Source organism: Roseovarius sp. THAF9 (assembly GCF_009363715.1).
In the GTDB taxonomy this organism is placed as follows: domain Bacteria; phylum Pseudomonadota; class Alphaproteobacteria; order Rhodobacterales; family Rhodobacteraceae; genus Roseovarius.
Genome location: NZ_CP045404.1, coordinates 3,898,448 through 3,915,647 on the forward strand (window position 1 = coordinate 3,898,448; position 17,200 = coordinate 3,915,647).

Sequence of the window (17,200 nt, forward strand, 5' to 3'; positions counted from 1 at the left end):
TAAAGCGCACCGAAGCATCGTCAGATCGCCATCCCGCGGTTTGGTAATCGCGCGGCTTTAGTCCAGCCAGCCCTTGAGGTTGTCCTCGATCACCGTGCTCAGCGCCTTGATATGGGCGTCGCTGTCATTGAGGCAGGGGATATAGAGGAATTCTTCGCCGCCGGCCTCTTCGAAGCTTTCCTTGATCTCTTCGTTGATCTCTTCGAGGGTCTCGATGCAGTCGGCGGAAAAGGCCGGGGCGATGACGGCGATGTTCTTCTTGCCGTCCTCGGCCAGCTTGGCGACATGCTCGACCGTGTAGGGGCGCAGCCATTCCTCGGGGCCGAAGACCGATTGGAACGTGGTGGTGATCTGGGTATCGTCCCAGCCAAGCCGTTCTTTCAGCAGGCGCGTCGTTTTCTGGCACTGGCAGTGATACGGGTCGCCCTGTTTGAGGTAGCGCTGTGGCATCCCGTGATAGGAGACGACAAGGATTTCAGGCTTGTTTTCAGTCTCTGCATAGGCCTTTTCGACCGATTGGGCCAAAGCCTCGATATAGAGCGGATGCTCGAAATAGGGTTCGACAACGCGGGCGATGGGTTGCCAGGTTTCCTCCATCAGCGCGCGAAAGAACTGGTCATTCGCAGTGGCGGAGGTGGCGCCGGCATAATGCGGGTAGAGCGGGAAAAAGAGGATTCGGGTGCAGCCGGCCTCGACCAGCTTGCGGACCTTGGATTTGGTCGAGGGGTTGCCGTAGCGCATGCAGAAATCGACCATGACATTGTCGCCGTAGCGCGCCTGCAGCGCCTCGGACAGCTTCGTCGTCTGGTCGCGGGTGATGGTCATCAGAGGGCTTTCCCCCTTGTCCTCGTTCCAGATGGATTTGTAGGCCTCGCCGCTGGTGAAGGGGCGTTTGGACAGGATCACCAGTTGCAGAAGCGGCTGCCAAAGCCAGGGCGAATAGTCGATCACGCGGCGATCCGACAGGAATTCGTTCAGGTAGCGCCGCATGGACCAGTACCCGTAATCGTCCGGCGTGCCGAGATTGGCGATGAGAACGCCTGTCTTGGGCTCCGGAATGGCCGGATGGTCGGACGGAGCGTGGACAGGACAGGTCTTGTTCTTGGCGGCGTCAAACATGGGCGGGCGTCTTTTCTTGTCGGATTGGATCACGGACACATAAAGGATTGCGGTCGGTCGTCAATCTTTGAGCTTGGTCTCGTACGTGCCGAGCGCGTCGGCGAGACGTGTTGTCGCGCTTCCGGGGCGCAGGGGCCGGGGCTGATCCTCGGACGGGGCCCAGCCGGTGAGGGTGATGAGCTCGAACGTTGCGGGGATGCGGCCGTCGGGGGTGCCGAAGGTTTCGACGTAGAGCTCCGCAGCGCGCAATAGGACGTCGCGTCGCGTGAAAGTGCGAGGCCGCGCATCGAGCGCGTTGGCCTCGCCCATGGCGCGCAGGTCGTGCATCAGGGCGATGAGGTTTTCGTAGCTGACATCGAGCGGGAGGGTATCTGCGACTGGCAGCGCGAAACCGGCGCGTTGCAGAAGCGCGCCGAGGTCGCGGATATCGCCCATCGGGACGACCCGGGGCGAGAGGCCGCCGCGCAGGTCGGATTCGGCCTGGGCGAGGACGGCACGCAGCTGGTGCAGGGTCTGGCCGCCGAAGAACACCGCGATGAACAGGCCATCGGGGCGCAGGGCGCGGCGGGATTGGATCAGCTGGCCAACCGGGTCGTCGGCCCAGTGCAAGGACATGGCGTGCAAAATCAGGTCGCGTGATTCAGGCTCTAACGCGAGGGTTTCGGCGTCTTCGATGATCTGCGCGTCGGGAAACGCGGCCTTCCAAGCGTCGGGTAGCCCGGTGACAATGCTTGTATCCGTAAAGGATTTTTTAACGAAACTCAGCCGATCCTGCACCTCGTCAATCGCGGTCTCGTGCAGGAACAGCGCGGGGTCGCGGCTGGCCCGTTGGCGGTTGCGCTGAAGCGCGCGGCGATCGGTGAGGGTTCTGGTCATGGTGGCTAAATAGAGTGGCTTTCGAGGCAATTCAAACGGCGCTTCGCGTGGTGTATCCGCCGCGCTGCACGCTATGCGGCGGGCTGGTGGACAGCGAGTTTGGCCTGTGCGGGCCGTGCTGGCGCGATACGCCGGTGCTGGCCGGGTTGGTGTGTGATCTGTGCGGCTGTCCACTCCCCGGAGAAGACGCGGGCGGGGATGCGCGGTGCGACGACTGCCTGCGCGTGGCGCGGCCCTGGCAGAAAGGGCGGGCGGCGCTGATCTACAAGGACAACGCGCGCAAGCTGGTGCTGGCTTTGAAACACGGCGACCGGCATGACGTGGTGCCTTTGGCGGCGACATGGATGAAACAGGCGGCGGGGCCGCTGCTGGTGCCGAATTGCCTGTTCGTGCCTGTGCCGTTGCACTGGACACGGCTGTTGAAACGGCGGTTCAACCAGTCGGCGCTGCTGGCGCAGGCGGTGGCGAAGGAGGTGAACGCGCAGTGGTGCCCCGACGTGTTGGAGCGGGTGCGGCGCACGCCATCGCTGGACGGGATGGGCATGGAGGCGCGGTTCGCAACGCTGGATGCCGCCATAGGCGTGCGGCAGGGGCGTCGGGTGCGGATCCAGGGGCGCGTGGTGATCCTGGTGGATGACGTGATGACCTCGGGCGCGACATTGGCGGCCTGCGCGGGCGCCTTGCTGGCGGGCGGCGCGGCGGAGGTCAGGACACTGACACTGGCGCGGGTGGTCAAGGATGCTTAGATAGGGGTCAGTCACGGAAAGGATTGGACCCTGTCATGAAACCCGTCGAAATCTACACCTCGCAGCTTTGCGGATTCTGCCACGCGGCCAAGCGGCTGTTGTCGCAAAAGGGCGTCGAGTACAACGAGATCGACGTGGGCCGGGAGCCCGACAAGCGGGCCGAGATGACGCAGCGTGCCAAGGGCGGGCGGACGGTGCCGCAGATTTTCGTGGGGGACGTGCATGTGGGCGGCTGTGACGAGCTTTATGCGATGGATCGGGCGGGGAAGCTGGATGCGTTGCTGAAGGCATGAAAACGGCTCTGATCCAGCTGAATTCGTCGGATAGCCCGGACGAGAACCTGCCGGTCACGCAAGGTCTGATCGACGAGGCGGCGGCAAGCGGCGCGGGGTTCGTGCTGACCCCGGAAGTGACGAATTGCCTGTCGGCCAGCCGGACGCGGCAGAAGGAAGTGCTGCGCCACCAGAAAGATGATCCGACGCTCGCGGGCCTTCGGGAACAGGCGGAACGACTGGGGATCTGGGTGCTGATCGGGTCGATTGCGGTTAAGACGGATGATGCGGACGGAAGGTTTGCCAACCGGTCTTTCCTGATCGACCCCAAGGGCGGGATCGCGGCGTGGTATGACAAGATTCACATGTTCGACGTGAAAGTCTCCGAGACGGAGCAGTACCGGGAATCAGCCGGCTATCGTCCGGGCGACAGGGGTGTGACGGCAGATACGCCGTTTGGCACGGTTGGCCTGACCGTGTGCTATGACCTGCGGTTTCCAAAGCTGTACAGGCGGTTGGCGCAGGCCGGGGCGGAGATCCTGACGGTGCCGTCCGCCTTTGCCGTGCCCACGGGCGAGGCGCATTGGGAAACGCTGCTGCGGGCGCGGGCGATCGAGACGGGGTGCTTCGTGCTGGCTCCGGCACAGACCGGGCAGCATTCGGCTACGCGCGGCAAGGAACGCCGCACTTATGGGCATTCGCTGGCCGTGGGACCGTGGGGTGACGTATTGGCAGATGCCGGAACCGAGCCGGGTGTGGTATTCGTGGACGTGAACCGGGAAGAGGTGACCCAAGCGAGGGCACGGATACCGGCAGTAAACAGTGAGGTCGATATCACTTGGTCGTAACCACGGATAACACGCTGCATTCGATTGCCGTTTCGCTGTTCAGCGAGGTTCTGGCGAACGAGCAGTTGATCCGGAGCCGGCTGAGCCGGGTGCTGCCGAAAGGCATGGAGATTTCGCATTTCTCGGTTCTGAACCACCTGGCGCGGGCCAATGGCGAGCGGAGCCCGGCGCAGCTGGCCAAGAGTTTTCACGTCACGCGCGGGGCGATGACCAACACGCTGAGCAAGCTGGAATGGGCGGGGTATGTGCATATCCGGCCCGACTGGGACGATGCGCGGCGCAAGATGGTGTCGATCAGCCCGGCCGGCACGCGCGCCAGGGATGCCGCGATTTCCGCCATCATGCCGCTGATCACAGAGGTGGTCGAAGAGTTGGGCGAGAGCAATGTGCGCGCCACCCTGCCCGTCCTGCGCGAAATGCGGGCGAAGCTGACGGATGAAAACTAGAACTTAATTCAGGGCTTCACGCTGGTCGTGACGTAGTTCACGGCCAGGTCGCGGTCCGAAAGGGACCACGACCAACTGATTGGATTGAAGACGAACCCCTTGCGGTCGACCGGGTCGAGGCCGGCGTCGCGCAGAAGGCCGTAAAGCTCTTCCGGGGTGATGAACTTGTTCCAATCGTGAGTGCCCTTGGGCAGCCAGCGCATGATGACCTCCGCGCCGACGATGGCAGCGGCGAAGCTCTTGGCGGTCCGGTTGAGGGTGGAGCAGATATGCAGGCCGCCCGGTTTCAGGAGGCGCTGGCAGGCGGTGAGGTAGGTGGCGGGGTCGGCCACATGCTCGACCACTTCCATGTTCAGCACAACGTCGAACTGCTCGCCCGCGGCGGCAAGCGCCTCGGCGGTGGTGTTGCGATAGTCGATGTCGAGGCCGGATTGCGCGGCATGGACCTGTGCCACCGGAATGTTGCCTGCCGCCGCGTCCGCCCCGACGACCGTCGCGCCGAGGCGGGCCATCGGTTCGGCCAGCAATCCGCCGCCGCAGCCGATATCCAGCAACCGCAGGCCGGTGAACGGTTTCGCCGTTTTCAGGTCGCGGTCGAATTCCGCCGCGATCTGGGAGGTGATATAGTCCAGCCGGCAAGGATTGAGCATGTGCAGTGGCTTGAACTTGCCGTTCGGGTCCCACCATTCGGCGGCCATCGCCTCGAACTTGGAGACTTCTTCGGTGTCGATCGTGGTCGAGTTGGGTTGCATTCCGCGTTCCATGTGCTCAATGTCTCAGACGGTCTATATAGGACATTCATGGACAAGTTTTCGAGCCAAAAGAGCGCAGCGCAATTCCTGTATCCGTCGATCGAGCCGTTCGACCGGCGAATGATGGACGTGGGTGATGGGCACACGATCTATGTCGAGCAGTCGGGCAATCCCGAAGGCACGCCCGTTGTGGTGCTGCATGGCGGACCGGGAGGCGGGTGCAGCCCGGCGATGCGGCGGTATTTCGACCCCAACCATTACCGGATCGTGCTGTTCGACCAGCGCGGCTGTGGCCGGTCGAAGCCGCATGCGAGCGTCGAGGACAACACGACATGGCACCTTGTGGCGGATATCGAGCGGATCCGCGATGCGCTGGGCATCGAGACATGGATCGTCTTCGGCGGAAGCTGGGGAGCGACGCTGGCGCTGATTTACGGCCAGAGCCATCCCGACGCGGTGGCGCATCTTGTGTTGCGCGGCGTCTTTACCATGACGCAGCGGGAGCTGGACTGGTTCTATGGCGGAGGTGCCGGGCGGTTCTGGCCCGAGACATGGGCAAAGTTCCGGTCGCTGATCCCCGAGGATGAACAGGACGACATGATCGGGGCCTATAACAAGCGCCTGTTTTCCGGCGATCGGGCCGAGGAGGTTCGGTTCGCCAAGGCGTGGAGTGCTTGGGAAAACGCGCTGGCCACGGTCAATTCTAACGGCCAGAGCGGTGACAGCCCGGCGGATTATGCCCGTGCCTTTGCACGGCTGGAGAACCATTATTTCCGGCATGGTGGGTTTTTAGGGCAGGACGGCTATATCTACGATAACATGGACAAGCTGGCGGAAACGCCCGGTGTGATTGTGCAGGGGCGGTATGACATGATTTGCCCGCCCGAGGCGGCGCACCGGCTGTCAGGGCTGTGGCCGAAAGGCGATCTGCGGATCATTCCGGTGGCGGGGCATGCCTTGTCGGAGCCGGGGATCAGCGCCGAACTGGTGAAGATCATGGACCGGATGGTAACCGGGCGATAGGGCCCTAGTCGAGGGAATACCGGAGGCAGTTTCTCTATGTCCCGGCTTTACCCCTTGCAGACTCACCCCGACGGGCGTATATCCCCTTTCAACAGCGGCGCGCTGGGGTCCACACCCGACGCTCCACCGGGAAAGACCAACGGGCCGCGCGCCCGTTTTTTTGTGTTTGAAAGACCCATGAGCAACGACCTGATTGCAAAATCCTCGATGGATCGGCGGCTGGCCGAGATCGTCACCCCTGTCATAGAGGACATGGGGTTCGAGTTGGTGCGCGTGCGTCTGATGGGCGGAAAGACCGCGACTTTGCAGATCATGGCCGAGCGGCCCGAGGGTGGTATCGAGGTGGACGAGTGCGCCGAGATTTCCACCGCCATCAGCGCCGTGCTGGATGTGGAAGACCCGATCGTCGATGAGTATACGCTGGAAGTGTCGAGCCCCGGCATCGACCGGCCGCTGACCCGGCTGAAGGATTTCGACGAGTTCGAGGGCTATGAGGCGAAGCTGGAGACCCACGAGCTGATCGACGGGCGCAAGCGGTTCAAGGGCGTTCTGGCCGGGACCGAGGGCGGCGAAGTGCTGATCAACGTCGAGGAAGGCACCATCGGGCTTCATTTCGACTGGCTGGCGGATGCCAAGCTGGTTCTGACCGATGAGCTGATCAAGGACATGCTGAAGGCGCGCAAGGAAGCGGGCGTTCTGAACGAAGACAATTTTGACGACATAGAGACTGACTCGTCCGAGGAGACCTGAGACAATGGCTATTACCTCTGCCAACCAGCTTGAGCTTTTGCAGACCGCCGAAGCGGTGGCGCGGGAGAAGATGATCGACCCGAGCCTTGTGATCGAGGCGATGGAAGAAAGCCTTTCGCGCGCGGCCAAGAGCCGGTACGGCGCCGAGATGGACATCCGCGTCAGCATCGACCGCAAGACCGGCAAGGCGACGTTCACCCGCGTGCGCACCGTGGTCGAGGACGAGGAGCTGGAGAATTACCAGGCGGAGTTCACGGTCGAGCAGGCCAAGCAATACCTGGATGACCCCAAGGTCGGTGACACGTTCGTCGAGGAAGTGCCCCCCGTGGACATGGGCCGGATCGCCGCGCAGAGCGCCAAGCAGGTGATTTTGCAAAAGGTGCGCGAGGCCGAGCGCGACCGCCAGTACGAGGAGTTCAAGGACCGTGCCGGCACGATTATCAACGGCGTGGTCAAGCGCGAGGAATACGGCAACGTCATCGTCGATGTGGGTGCGGGCGAAGCGATCCTGCGCCGGAACGAGAAGATCGGGCGCGAAAGCTATCGCCCGAATGACCGGATCCGCTGCTACATCAAGGATGTGCGCCGCGAGGCCCGTGGGCCGCAGATTTTCTTGAGCCGCACCGCGCCGGAGTTCATGGCGGAACTGTTCAAGATGGAAGTGCCGGAGATTTATGACGGCATCATAGACATCAAGGCCGTGGCCCGCGACCCAGGCTCCCGCGCCAAGATCGCGGTGATTTCCTATGACAACTCGATCGACCCCGTGGGCGCCTGCGTCGGTATGCGCGGCAGCCGTGTGCAGGCCGTGGTGAACGAGCTTCAGGGTGAGAAGATCGACATCATTCCGTGGAACGAGGACCAGCCGACCTTCCTGGTGAACGCACTGCAACCCGCCGAGGTGAGCAAGGTGGTTCTGGACGAGGAAGCCGAACGGATCGAGGTTGTCGTGCCGGAAGATCAGCTTTCGCTGGCGATCGGGCGGCGTGGTCAGAACGTGCGTCTGGCAAGCCAGCTGACCAACCTTGACATCGACATCATGACCGAGGCCGAGGACAGCGAGCGCCGTCAGAAGGAATTCGAAGAGCGCACCAAGCTGTTCATGGACACGCTGGACCTTGATGAATTCTTTGCGCAGCTTCTGGTGTCGGAAGGCTTTACCAACCTCGACGAGGTTGCCTATGTCGAGATCGAAGAACTGTTGGTAATTGACGGCGTCGACGAGGATACGGCCAACGAATTGCAGGCGCGTGCGCGTGACGTTCTGGAGGCACAGGCCAAGGAAGCGCTGGAAAAAGCCCGCGCGCTAGGAGCCGAGGACAGCCTTATTGAATTCGAGGGCCTGACACCCCAGATGGTACTGGCGCTGGCCGAAGATGACGTGAAAACGCTGGAAGATTTCGCCACCTGCGCCGACTGGGAACTGGCGGGTGGCTGGACCACCGTGGATGGCGAGCGCGTCAAGGATGACGGCGTGTTGGAACCTTTCGAAGTATCGCTGGACGAGGCGCAGGACCTTGTAATGACCGCGCGGGTCATGCTTGGCTGGGTCGATCCGGATGATCTGCACGCCGACGAGGACGCCGAGGACGAGGCCGGCGCTGAAGGTGACACCGCAGAGGAGGCCGAGGCCTGATGCGTCAGGCCTCGTAGGCGTTGATATGGGGCGCGGTGGACAGCCCAAGGACCGGACGAATGGTCCCGAGCGCAAGTGTATTGCCACCGGCGAGGTGCGCCCGAAACATGGGTTGATCCGGTTCGCCATCGGCCCCGAAGGTCAGGTGGTTCCGGATATCCTGGAGAAACTGCCGGGCCGGGGCATCTGGGTAAGCTCCACGCGGCAGGCGCTGGAAACGGCGGTGAAGAAGGGCCTGTTCTCGCGCGGTGCCAAGCAGAGCGTCACGGTGCGCGACGGGCTGGTCGAGCAGGTCGAGGCAATGCTGGCGCGACGGGTCGTGGAATTACTGAGCTTGGCGCGCAAAGGCGGGCAGGCGGTGGCCGGATACGAGAAGGTCAAGGACTGGCTGGCCAAGGAAGAGGCCGAAGTTCTGATCCAAGCGAGCGACGGGTCCGCGCGCGGGAAGACGAAACTGAGCACGCCCTATGGCGGTAGCTGGATCGGCTGGATCACCGCCGATGAGCTGGGCCAGGCCTTTGGGCGTGAAACAAGCATCCACGCTGCACTCGCTGCTGGCGGTTTGTGCGAGCGTGTTGTAGAGGAGGCGGCAAGACTCAAGGGCTTGCGCGTCACGGACGGGGAACGACCCCGCCGGAAAGGAAGTTGAGATAGATGAGCGACAACGACGGAAAGAAAACTCTGGGTGTGCGTGGTGGTGGCGGTCCTCGGTCGGGGAACGTCAAGCAGAGCTTTAGCCATGGCCGCACCAAGAACGTCGTGGTGGAAACCAAGCGCAAGCGCGTCGTGAAGCCCAAACCGGGTGCTGCGGCGCCTGCGCCGGGTGGCGCCAAGGCGGGTGCGCCCGGATCTGCATCGAAACGCCCGGCGGGGATCTCTGACGAGGAGATGGAACGCCGGATGAAGGCGCTTGCCGCCGCCAAGGAACGCGAGGCGGAAGAGGCCGCCCAGCGCGAGGCCGAGGCGAAGGACCGCGAGGAAGAGAAACAGCGCCGCCGCGAGGAGGCCGAGGCCAAGGAGCGCGAACAGCGTGAGGCCGAGGAACGCGCCAAGGCGAAGGCCGACGAGGAAGAGCGCAAGAAGCGTGAGGAAGCGGACGCCGCCAAGCAGGCTGCCGCCGCTGCCGCGGCCCCGCCGGCAGAAGAGACGCAGGCGCGTGCACCCAAGCAGGCCCCACGCAGCAAGGCGCCGGAGCGCGACCAGCGCGGCGATGATGGCCGTGGCAAGAGCAAGGGCCGTGGTGGCGACGATGGTGGCCGCCGGTCCGGGAAGCTGACGCTGAACCAGGCGCTTTCGGGTGGTGAAGGCGGCCGACAGAAATCCATGGCTGCCATGAAGCGCAAGCAGGAACGCGCCCGGCAAAAGGCCATGGGCGGCACGCAGGACCGTGAAAAGGTCGTGCGCGATGTGCAGGTGCCCGAGGCGATCGTGGTCAGCGAGTTGGCCAACCGTATGGCCGAACGCGTGGGCGACGTGGTCAAAGCGCTGATGAACAACGGCATGATGGTCACGCAGAACCAGTCGATCGATGCCGATACCGCCGAGCTGATCGTCGAGGAATTCGGTCACCGTATCGTCCGGGTCAGCGATTCGGACGTGGAAGACGTGATCGATTCGGTCGATGACAAGGAATCTGATCTGCAGCCGCGTCCGCCGGTGATCACGATCATGGGTCACGTGGACCACGGCAAGACATCTCTGTTGGACGCAATTCGCGATGCCAAGGTCGTGGCTGGCGAGGCCGGGGGCATCACCCAACATATCGGCGCCTACCAGGTGACGACCGATGGCGGGGCTGTTCTGAGCTTCCTCGACACACCGGGTCACGCCGCGTTCACCAGCATGCGCGCCCGCGGTGCGCATGTGACCGACATCGTGGTTCTGGTGGTGGCTGCCGACGATTCGGTGATGCCGCAGACGATCGAGGCCATCAACCACGCCAAGGCCGCCGAAGTGCCGATGATCGTGGCGATCAACAAGTGCGACAAGCCCGAGGCGAACCCCGACAAGGTGCGCACCGAACTGCTGCAGCACGAGGTGATCGTCGAGGCGATGTCGGGCGACGTGCAGGATGTCGAAGTGTCGGCCCAGACGGGCCAGGGCCTGGACGAATTGCTGGAAGCCATCGCGCTGCAATCCGAGATCCTGGAGCTGAAAGCGAACCCGGATCGCGCCGCCGAAGGTGCAGTGATCGAGGCGCAGCTGGATGTGGGCCGTGGCCCCGTGGCGACGGTTCTCGTGCAGCGCGGGACGCTGAAACAGGGCGATATCTTCGTGGTGGGCGAGCAGTACGGCAAGGTCCGTGCGCTGATCAACGACCGCGGTGAGCGCGTGAAGGAAGCCGGCCCGTCGGTGCCCGTCGAGGTTCTTGGCCTCAATGGCACGCCCGAGGCGGGTGACGTTCTGAACGTGGTGAAATCCGAAGGTCAGGCGCGTGAGATCGCCGAGTACCGCGAGAAGGCCGCGAAGGAAAAACGCGCGGCTGCTGGTGCGGGTACGACGCTTGAACAGCTTCTGGCGCAGGCCAAGGAGAACGAGAACGTCAAGGAACTGCCGATTCTGGTCAAGGCCGACGTGCAAGGCTCTGCCGAGGCGATTGTTCAGGCGATGGACAAGATCGGCAACGACGAGGTGCGCGTGCGCGTGCTGCACTCGGGCGTTGGCGCGATCACCGAATCCGATATCGGCCTTGCTGAAGCGTCGGGTGCGCCTGTGATCGGCTTTAACGTGCGGGCCAATGCGCCGGCGCGGAATTCAGCGAACCAGAAGGGCGTCGAGATCCGTTATTACAGCGTGATCTATGACCTTGTGGATGACGTGAAGGCGGCCGCCAGCGGCCTGCTGGGGGCGGAAATTCGCGAGAACTTCATCGGGTACGCCGAGATCCGGGAGGTCTTCAAGGTCACGGGCGTCGGCAAGGTTGCGGGCTGTCTGGTGACCGAAGGTATCGCCCGCCGGTCGGCCGGTGTGCGCCTGCTGCGTGACGATGTGGTGATCCACGAAGGCACGCTGAAGACGCTGAAGCGCTTCAAGGACGAAGTGTCCGAGGTGCAATCCGGCCAGGAATGCGGCATGGCGTTCGAGAAATACGAGGACATCCGCGAAGGCGACGTGATCGAGATTTTCGAGCGTGAGGAGTTTGAGCGTAAACTCGATTGAGGCTTGTCAGAGACTGATTTGGAAAAGGGCGGCCTGTTTGGCCGCCCTTTTTTGTACGGCGCGCCAAATCTTTTGGGAAAATATTTGGCAAAAGCTTTCATAAAGCTTTTACGGGTGTCAGAGCCAGTCGCGGAGGATCGGAATGAGGGGGATGTCCGCGGGTGGCATCGGGTAGTCGCGCAATGCGTTGGGCCGGACCCATTTCAGCGCCTGTTCTTCACGCGATTGGGGCATGCCGTCCCACTTGCGGCAGGCAAAGAGCGGCATCAGCAGGTGAAAGTCGTCGTAGCTATGGCTGGCGAAGGTCAGCGGCGCGAGGCAGCTTTCCCAGGTATTGATGCCAAGCTCTTCTTCCAGTTCGCGGATAAGCGCGACCTCGGGCGTTTCACCCGGTTCGACCTTTCCGCCGGGGAATTCCCAGAGGCCGGCCATGGATTTGCCCTCGGGGCGTTGTGCCAGAAGGATGCGACCGTCGACGTCGATCAAGGCGACGGCAGACACGAGTATCGTTTTCAAGACCGATAATCCGCGTTGATCGAGATATAGCCGTGGGTCAGGTCGCAGGTCCAGACATGGGCGGTGCCGCCGCCCAGACCGAGATCGACATGGATGGTGATCTCCTGGTTCTTCATGTGCGCGGCGCCGTCCTCTTCGCGGTAATCGGGACTAACCCAGCCTTTCTCGGCCACCAACGTGTCGCCGAACCAGATCGACAGCGTGTCGCGATCGGCAGGCGCGCCGGATTTGCCGATGGCCATGACGATCCGCCCCCAGTTGGGGTCTTCGCCGGCGATTGCGGTTTTCACCAGCGGCGAGTTGGCGATGGCGAGGCCGTGGGTCTTGGCGTCATTGTCGCTGGAGGCGCCGGTCACGGAGATGGTGACGAACTTGGTCGCCCCTTCGCCGTCGCGGACAACCTGGTGGGCGAGATCGAGCATGACGCCGCGCAGCGCCTCCATGAAGCCGACGCTGTGATCGGTGACGCGGACGCCCGAGGCGCCGGTGGCGGCAACGAGAAGCGTGTCGGAGGTGGAGGTGTCGCTGTCGACGGTGATGCAGTTGAACGTTTTCTCATTCAGAGCCGAGACCATCTGTTGCAGATGCTCTCGGTCGATGGCGGCGTCCGTGAAGATGTAGACCAGCATGGTCGCCATGTCCGGCGCGATCATGCCGGAGCCCTTGGCGATGCCGGCGATGCGCACCTCCTGCCCTTCGAACATGAGGGTCGCACTGGCCCCCTTGGGATAGGTGTCGGTGGTCATGATCGCGCGCGCGGCGTCCTCGATACCGTCGGGGGAAAGCTTGTGCTCAAGTTCGGACAGTTTCGCGGTGATGCGCTCGTGTTTCAGAGGCTCGCCGATGACACCGGTGGAAGAGCTGAAAATACGCGATTCCGGCAGGGATAGGGTCTGTGCGACGGCATTCGTCACCGCCTTGACCGACTCCGCTCCGTTGCGCCCGGTAAAGGCGTTGGAATTGCCGGAATTGACGATGATCGCCGCACCCTCTGCGGATTGGAAGGCGATCTTTTCCTGGCAGTCGAGCACCGCGGCGGAGCGCGTCGCGGACCGGGTAAAGACCCCCGCCATGGCCGTGCCCGGCGCCAGCCGCGCCAGCATCACATCCGTGCGGCCGACATAGCGCACGCCGGCCTCGACGCTGGCAAACTCCACACCGCCGATGGCGGGAAGTTCCGGAAATTTAGCAGGCGCCAGTGGCGACACGGCGAGGGTCTTGGCCATTGTCAGTTCTCCAGAAGTTCGAGCGCGTCGATCACGGTGGGGTCGATTTCCTCGAGATCGATGCGGTCGATCTCGGCGTTGGACTCCAGGCTTTCGATATGGGCTTCGAGTGCGCCCTGCTGAAGCTGCGCTGTCAGTTCGTCGCGCACGGTGTCCAGCGCGGGACGTTCCTTGTTGCGTGTCTCGGCCAGCGTTATCACGTGCCAGCCGAAATCGGTTTTCACCGGGTCGGAGACTTCACCCGGTTCGAGCGCCGCCACGGCGTCGAAGAACGTGGCGACCATGTCGCCGGCGCCGAACCAGCCGAGATCGCCGCCTGAGGCACCGGAGGGCCCGGTGGATTTTTCGCGGGCCAAGGCGGCGAAATCGGCATCGCCTTCGAGCGCGGTCACCAGTTCCTGCGCCTCTTCCTCGGTTTCCACGAGGATGTGCGAAGCGCGGTATTCGGTTTCCTGCACATCAGCGGGGTATTGCTCTTCGTAGGCCGCTTGCAGGTCTTCGTCGGAGGGGGCCTGCTGCATCACGCCGGCCATGACCTCGCCGGCGATGATGGCGCGTTCCTCGTTCTCGATCGAGACCTGGCTGCGCAGGGAAGGCTCGCCCTCCAGCGACTGGTTCAGCAGGGTATGCTGGATCAGTTGGTCGACGATGCCCTGCAACAGGAGGTTCGGCGGGAACTGGTTGTATTGCTGTGGCAAGGTGGCGCGCAGCGCGATGACGTGGGCCAGAGTGATCTCGGTGCCGTTGACCGTGGCGACGACCTGGCCGACATCTGCGTCGGGCGCCGCGTCAGTCTCTGTCTCGGCCGTTTCCTGGGCCAGGGCGCCATGAGCGAGCATGGCGGTGGCGCAGGCGGCGGTCAGAAGCGACTTGATCGGATGTGACATGGAAAACCCTTTGCTTTCTCGCGCCGGGACGCGGCGCGTTGTGACGTTGACAGTCCATGAGCGGCCCCTTACATCGCCTTATGATCAAAGGCAGGGCCGTCCCCTTGGGCCCGTTCTAGGGCGGTGCGGCGGACGGGGCAAGCGATTGCCTTTCACGAGATAGTCAAAGACCGGAACGGATAGGATATGCTGGGTATTGGAACGGTTGCCAGAAAGGTTTTTGGCACTCCGAACGACCGAAAGGTCAAGACGACCCGCCCGCTGGTGGAGAAGATCAACGCGCTGGAGCCCGAGTACGAGGCCTTGGACGACGCCGGGCTGATCGCCAAGACCCAGGAATTCAAGACGCGCGTCGCGGATGGTGAAAAGCTGGACGCGATCCTTCCCGAAGCCTTTGCCAACTGTCGTGAAGCCGCCCGGCGGGCGCTGGGCCTGCGGGCCTTCGATGTGCAGTTGATGGGCGGGATTTTCCTGCATCAGGGCAATATCTCGGAGATGAAGACGGGTGAGGGCAAGACCCTTGTGGCGACTTTTCCGGCCTATCTGAACGCGCTGACCGGCAAGGGCGTGCATATCGTCACGGTGAACGATTACCTCGCCAAGCGGGATGCCGAGTGGATGGGCAACGTCTTTTCCGCGCTGGGGATGACCACGGGCGTGGTCTATCCGCAGCAGCCGGATGAGGAGAAGAAAGGCGCCTATGCCGCCGACATCACCTATGCCACCAACAACGAGCTTGGCTTCGATTACCTGCGCGACAACATGAAATCGAGCCTCGAGGAAATGGCACAGCGCGGGCATAATTTCGCGATCGTCGACGAGGTGGACAGCATCCTGATCGACGAGGCGCGCACGCCGCTGATCATCTCGGGCCCGGCGCAGGACCGCAGCGAGCTGTACGTGACGGTCGACAAGCTGATCCCGGATCTGGAAGAAGATCATTACAAGATCGACGAAAAGACCAAGAACGTCACCTTTACCGACGAAGGCAACGAGTATCTCGAAGAGCTTTTGCATCAGAAAGGTCTGCTTGAGGAAGGTCAGTCCCTGTACGATCCCGAGAGCACGACCATCGTTCACCACATGAACCAGGGCCTGCGGGCGCACAAGCTGTTCCTCAAGGACAGAGACTATATCGTGCGGGACAACGAGGTCGTCCTGATCGACGAGTTCACCGGGCGGATGATGAGCGGGCGGCGCCTGTCGGACGGTCTGCACCAGGCGATCGAGGCTAAGGAAGGCTGCGAGATCAAGCCGGAGAACGTGACGCTGGCGCAGGTGACGTTCCAGAACTATTTCCGCCTTTATGACAAGCTGTCGGGGATGACCGGGACGGCGTCGACCGAGGCCGAGGAGTTCGGCCAGATCTATGGGCTGGGTGTGGTCGAGGTGCCGACGAACAAGCCGATTGCCCGGGTCGACGAGGACGATGCGGTTTATCGCACGGCGCAGGAGAAGTTCGACGCCATCGTGACGACGATCAAGGAAGCGCACGAGAAGGGTCAGCCGATCCTTGTCGGGACCACCTCGATCGAAAAATCCGAAATGCTGAGCGAGTTGCTGAAGAAGGCAGGGGTGAAGCACAATGTGCTGAACGCACGCCAGCACGAGCAGGAAGCGCAGATCGTCGCGGATGCGGGCAAGCTGGGTGCGGTGACGATTGCCACGAACATGGCCGGGCGCGGCACCGACATCAAGCTGGGCGGGAACCTGGACTTCCAGATCATGGAGGCGATTGCCGCCGATCCCGAAGGTGACCACGAGGAGCTGCGCAAGCGGCTGGAAGCCGGGCACAAGGATGATGAGCAGGCGGTGATCGATGCCGGTGGTCTGTTTGTTCTGGCCACGGAACGGCACGAAAGCCGCCGGATCGACAACCAGCTTCGCGGCCGGTCGGGCCGCCAGGGTGACCCGGGGCGGTCGGCCTTCTTCCTGTCGCTCGACGACGACCTGATGCGCATTTTCGGCTCTGAACGGCTGGAAAAGGTGCTGTCGACGCTGGGTATGAAGGAAGGCGAGGCGATCATTCACCCGTGGGTGAACAAGAGCCTGGAGCGCGCGCAGGCGAAGGTCGAGGGGCGCAACTTTGACATCCGCAAGCAGCTGCTGAAATTCGACGACGTGATGAACGAACAGCGCAAGGTGATCTTCCGCCAGCGTCTGGACATCATGGAGGCGACCGACCTGTCGGAGACCGTCAAGGACATGCGTGGCGAGGTGATCGACGACCTGATCGACCAATATATGCCGCCCAAGACCTATGCCGACCAGTGGGATATGGAAGGGCTCTATGCCGCCGTGATAGAGCGGTTGAACCTGGATGTGCCGGTGATGGCCTGGGGCGACGAGGAAGGCGTGGACGACGACGTGGTCGCCGACCGGCTGGAAGAGGCCGCCGACGAAATGATGGCCGAGAAGACCGAGGCGTTCGGGCCGGAACAGATGCGGATGATCGAGAAGCAGGTCCTGCTTCAGACCATCGACAGCAAATGGCGCGAGCACCTTCTGACGCTGGAGCACCTGCGCAGCGTCGTGGGTTTCCGGGGCTATGCGCAGCGCGATCCGCTGAACGAGTACAAGAACGAGGCGTTCCAGCTGTTCGAGTCGATGCTGGACAGCCTGCGGCAGGACGTGACGCAGCAGCTGGCCCGGATCCGCCCGATGACGGACGCGGAACAGCAGCAGATGTTGCGTGACCTGCAGGCAAAGCAGGCGGCGATGGCGCCCAAACCGTCCGAGACGGAAGAGCGCGAGCCCGGTGCGGTGACTTTGGAAGACCCCACTGGCGCCGCCCTGCCCGGCTTCGACGAGAACGATCGGTCGACCTGGGGCAATCCGGGGCGGAACGAGGCCTGTCCTTGTGGCTCGGGCAAGAAGTTCAAGCATTGTCACGGGCGGCTGGGCTGACGCCGGACGCCACAACACGGCCCAAATGACACCCACT

General features: G+C 62.9%; 16 protein-coding genes. 10 read left to right on the forward strand and 6 right to left on the reverse strand.

What is annotated here, in order from left to right:
• Positions 1-57 precede the first annotated feature (57 nt).
• A complete protein-coding gene (gene hemH, locus FIU86_RS19110; protein WP_152476533.1) occupies positions 58-1,119 on the reverse strand; it encodes a ferrochelatase in 1,062 nt (353 codons plus the stop codon).
• A gap of 60 nt (positions 1,120-1,179) precedes the next feature.
• Positions 1,180-1,995: a methyltransferase domain-containing protein gene (locus FIU86_RS19115; protein ID WP_152476535.1), complete on the reverse strand. Its 816-nt coding sequence runs from the start codon at positions 1,993-1,995 to the stop codon at positions 1,180-1,182.
• Positions 1,996-2,042: 47 nt separating this feature from the next.
• Between FIU86_RS19115 and FIU86_RS19120 the strand changes: the two genes are divergently transcribed.
• The 4 genes from FIU86_RS19120 to FIU86_RS19135 are packed head-to-tail and all read left to right on the forward strand — an operon-like array spanning position 2,043 to position 4,307.
• On the forward strand, positions 2,043-2,741 hold the full coding sequence (locus FIU86_RS19120; RefSeq protein ID WP_152476537.1) for a double zinc ribbon domain-containing protein: 699 nt from the start codon (positions 2,043-2,045) through the stop codon (positions 2,739-2,741).
• 35 nt (positions 2,742-2,776) lie between these two features.
• Positions 2,777-3,034: a glutaredoxin 3 gene (grxC, locus tag FIU86_RS19125; RefSeq protein ID WP_152476539.1), complete on the forward strand. Its 258-nt coding sequence runs from the start codon at positions 2,777-2,779 to the stop codon at positions 3,032-3,034.
• Complete coding sequence (locus FIU86_RS19130) at positions 3,031-3,861, forward strand: carbon-nitrogen hydrolase family protein (RefSeq protein ID WP_152476541.1); 831 nt, start codon at positions 3,031-3,033, stop codon at positions 3,859-3,861. Before grxC ends, FIU86_RS19130 begins: the two co-directional genes overlap by 4 nt.
• Positions 3,852-4,307 (forward strand): MarR family winged helix-turn-helix transcriptional regulator, encoded by a 456-nt coding sequence (locus FIU86_RS19135; RefSeq protein ID WP_254703891.1) that lies wholly within the window; start codon positions 3,852-3,854, stop codon positions 4,305-4,307. The genes FIU86_RS19130 and FIU86_RS19135 overlap by 10 nt, the downstream gene beginning before the upstream one ends.
• Positions 4,308-4,315: 8 nt before the next feature.
• Here the strand turns inward: FIU86_RS19135 and ubiG are convergent, their stop codons facing one another.
• Positions 4,316-5,059 carry a bifunctional 2-polyprenyl-6-hydroxyphenol methylase/3-demethylubiquinol 3-O-methyltransferase UbiG gene (gene ubiG, locus FIU86_RS19140; RefSeq protein ID WP_152477244.1) on the reverse strand — a complete coding sequence of 248 codons (744 nt, stop codon included), beginning with the start codon at positions 5,057-5,059 and terminating at the stop codon, positions 4,316-4,318.
• Positions 5,060-5,107: 48 nt separating this feature from the next.
• Between ubiG and pip the strand changes: the two genes are divergently transcribed.
• From pip to infB, 5 genes are all read left to right on the forward strand, one after another.
• On the forward strand, positions 5,108-6,082 hold the full coding sequence (gene pip / locus FIU86_RS19145; protein ID WP_152476543.1) for a prolyl aminopeptidase: 975 nt from the start codon (positions 5,108-5,110) through the stop codon (positions 6,080-6,082).
• A gap of 177 nt (positions 6,083-6,259) precedes the next feature.
• A complete protein-coding gene (gene rimP / locus FIU86_RS19150; RefSeq protein WP_057795417.1) occupies positions 6,260-6,832 on the forward strand; it encodes a ribosome maturation factor RimP in 573 nt (190 codons plus the stop codon).
• A 4-nt stretch (positions 6,833-6,836) separates the two neighbouring features.
• Complete coding sequence (gene nusA / locus FIU86_RS19155; RefSeq protein ID WP_152476545.1) at positions 6,837-8,468, forward strand: transcription termination factor NusA; 1,632 nt, start codon at positions 6,837-6,839, stop codon at positions 8,466-8,468.
• A gap of 25 nt (positions 8,469-8,493) precedes the next feature.
• Complete coding sequence (locus FIU86_RS19160; RefSeq protein WP_152476547.1) at positions 8,494-9,117, forward strand: RNA-binding protein; 624 nt, start codon at positions 8,494-8,496, stop codon at positions 9,115-9,117.
• 5 nt (positions 9,118-9,122) lie between these two features.
• On the forward strand, positions 9,123-11,627 hold the full coding sequence (gene infB / locus FIU86_RS19165) for a translation initiation factor IF-2 (RefSeq protein ID WP_152476549.1): 2,505 nt from the start codon (positions 9,123-9,125) through the stop codon (positions 11,625-11,627).
• Between the two features lie 117 nt (positions 11,628-11,744).
• Here the strand turns inward: infB and FIU86_RS19170 are convergent, their stop codons facing one another.
• Genes FIU86_RS19170 through FIU86_RS19180 form a run of 3 tightly spaced genes read right to left on the reverse strand, consistent with a single transcriptional unit; the run spans position 11,745 to position 14,256 of the window.
• Positions 11,745-12,143, reverse strand: a complete 399-nt coding sequence (locus FIU86_RS19170; protein ID WP_152476551.1) for a (deoxy)nucleoside triphosphate pyrophosphohydrolase — start codon at positions 12,141-12,143, stop codon at positions 11,745-11,747.
• The gene (argJ, locus tag FIU86_RS19175; protein ID WP_152476553.1) at positions 12,140-13,369 is read right to left on the reverse strand and encodes a bifunctional glutamate N-acetyltransferase/amino-acid acetyltransferase ArgJ; all 1,230 of its coding nucleotides are present in this window, start codon (positions 13,367-13,369) and stop codon (positions 12,140-12,142) included. Before argJ ends, FIU86_RS19170 begins: the two co-directional genes overlap by 4 nt.
• A gap of 2 nt (positions 13,370-13,371) precedes the next feature.
• On the reverse strand, positions 13,372-14,256 hold the full coding sequence (locus FIU86_RS19180; protein WP_152476555.1) for a peptidylprolyl isomerase: 885 nt from the start codon (positions 14,254-14,256) through the stop codon (positions 13,372-13,374).
• 186 nt (positions 14,257-14,442) lie between these two features.
• Between FIU86_RS19180 and secA the strand changes: the two genes are divergently transcribed.
• Entirely contained in the window at positions 14,443-17,163 is a 2,721-nt protein-coding gene (gene secA, locus FIU86_RS19185; protein WP_152476556.1) for a preprotein translocase subunit SecA, read from the forward strand.
• Positions 17,164-17,200: the final 37 nt, after the last annotated feature.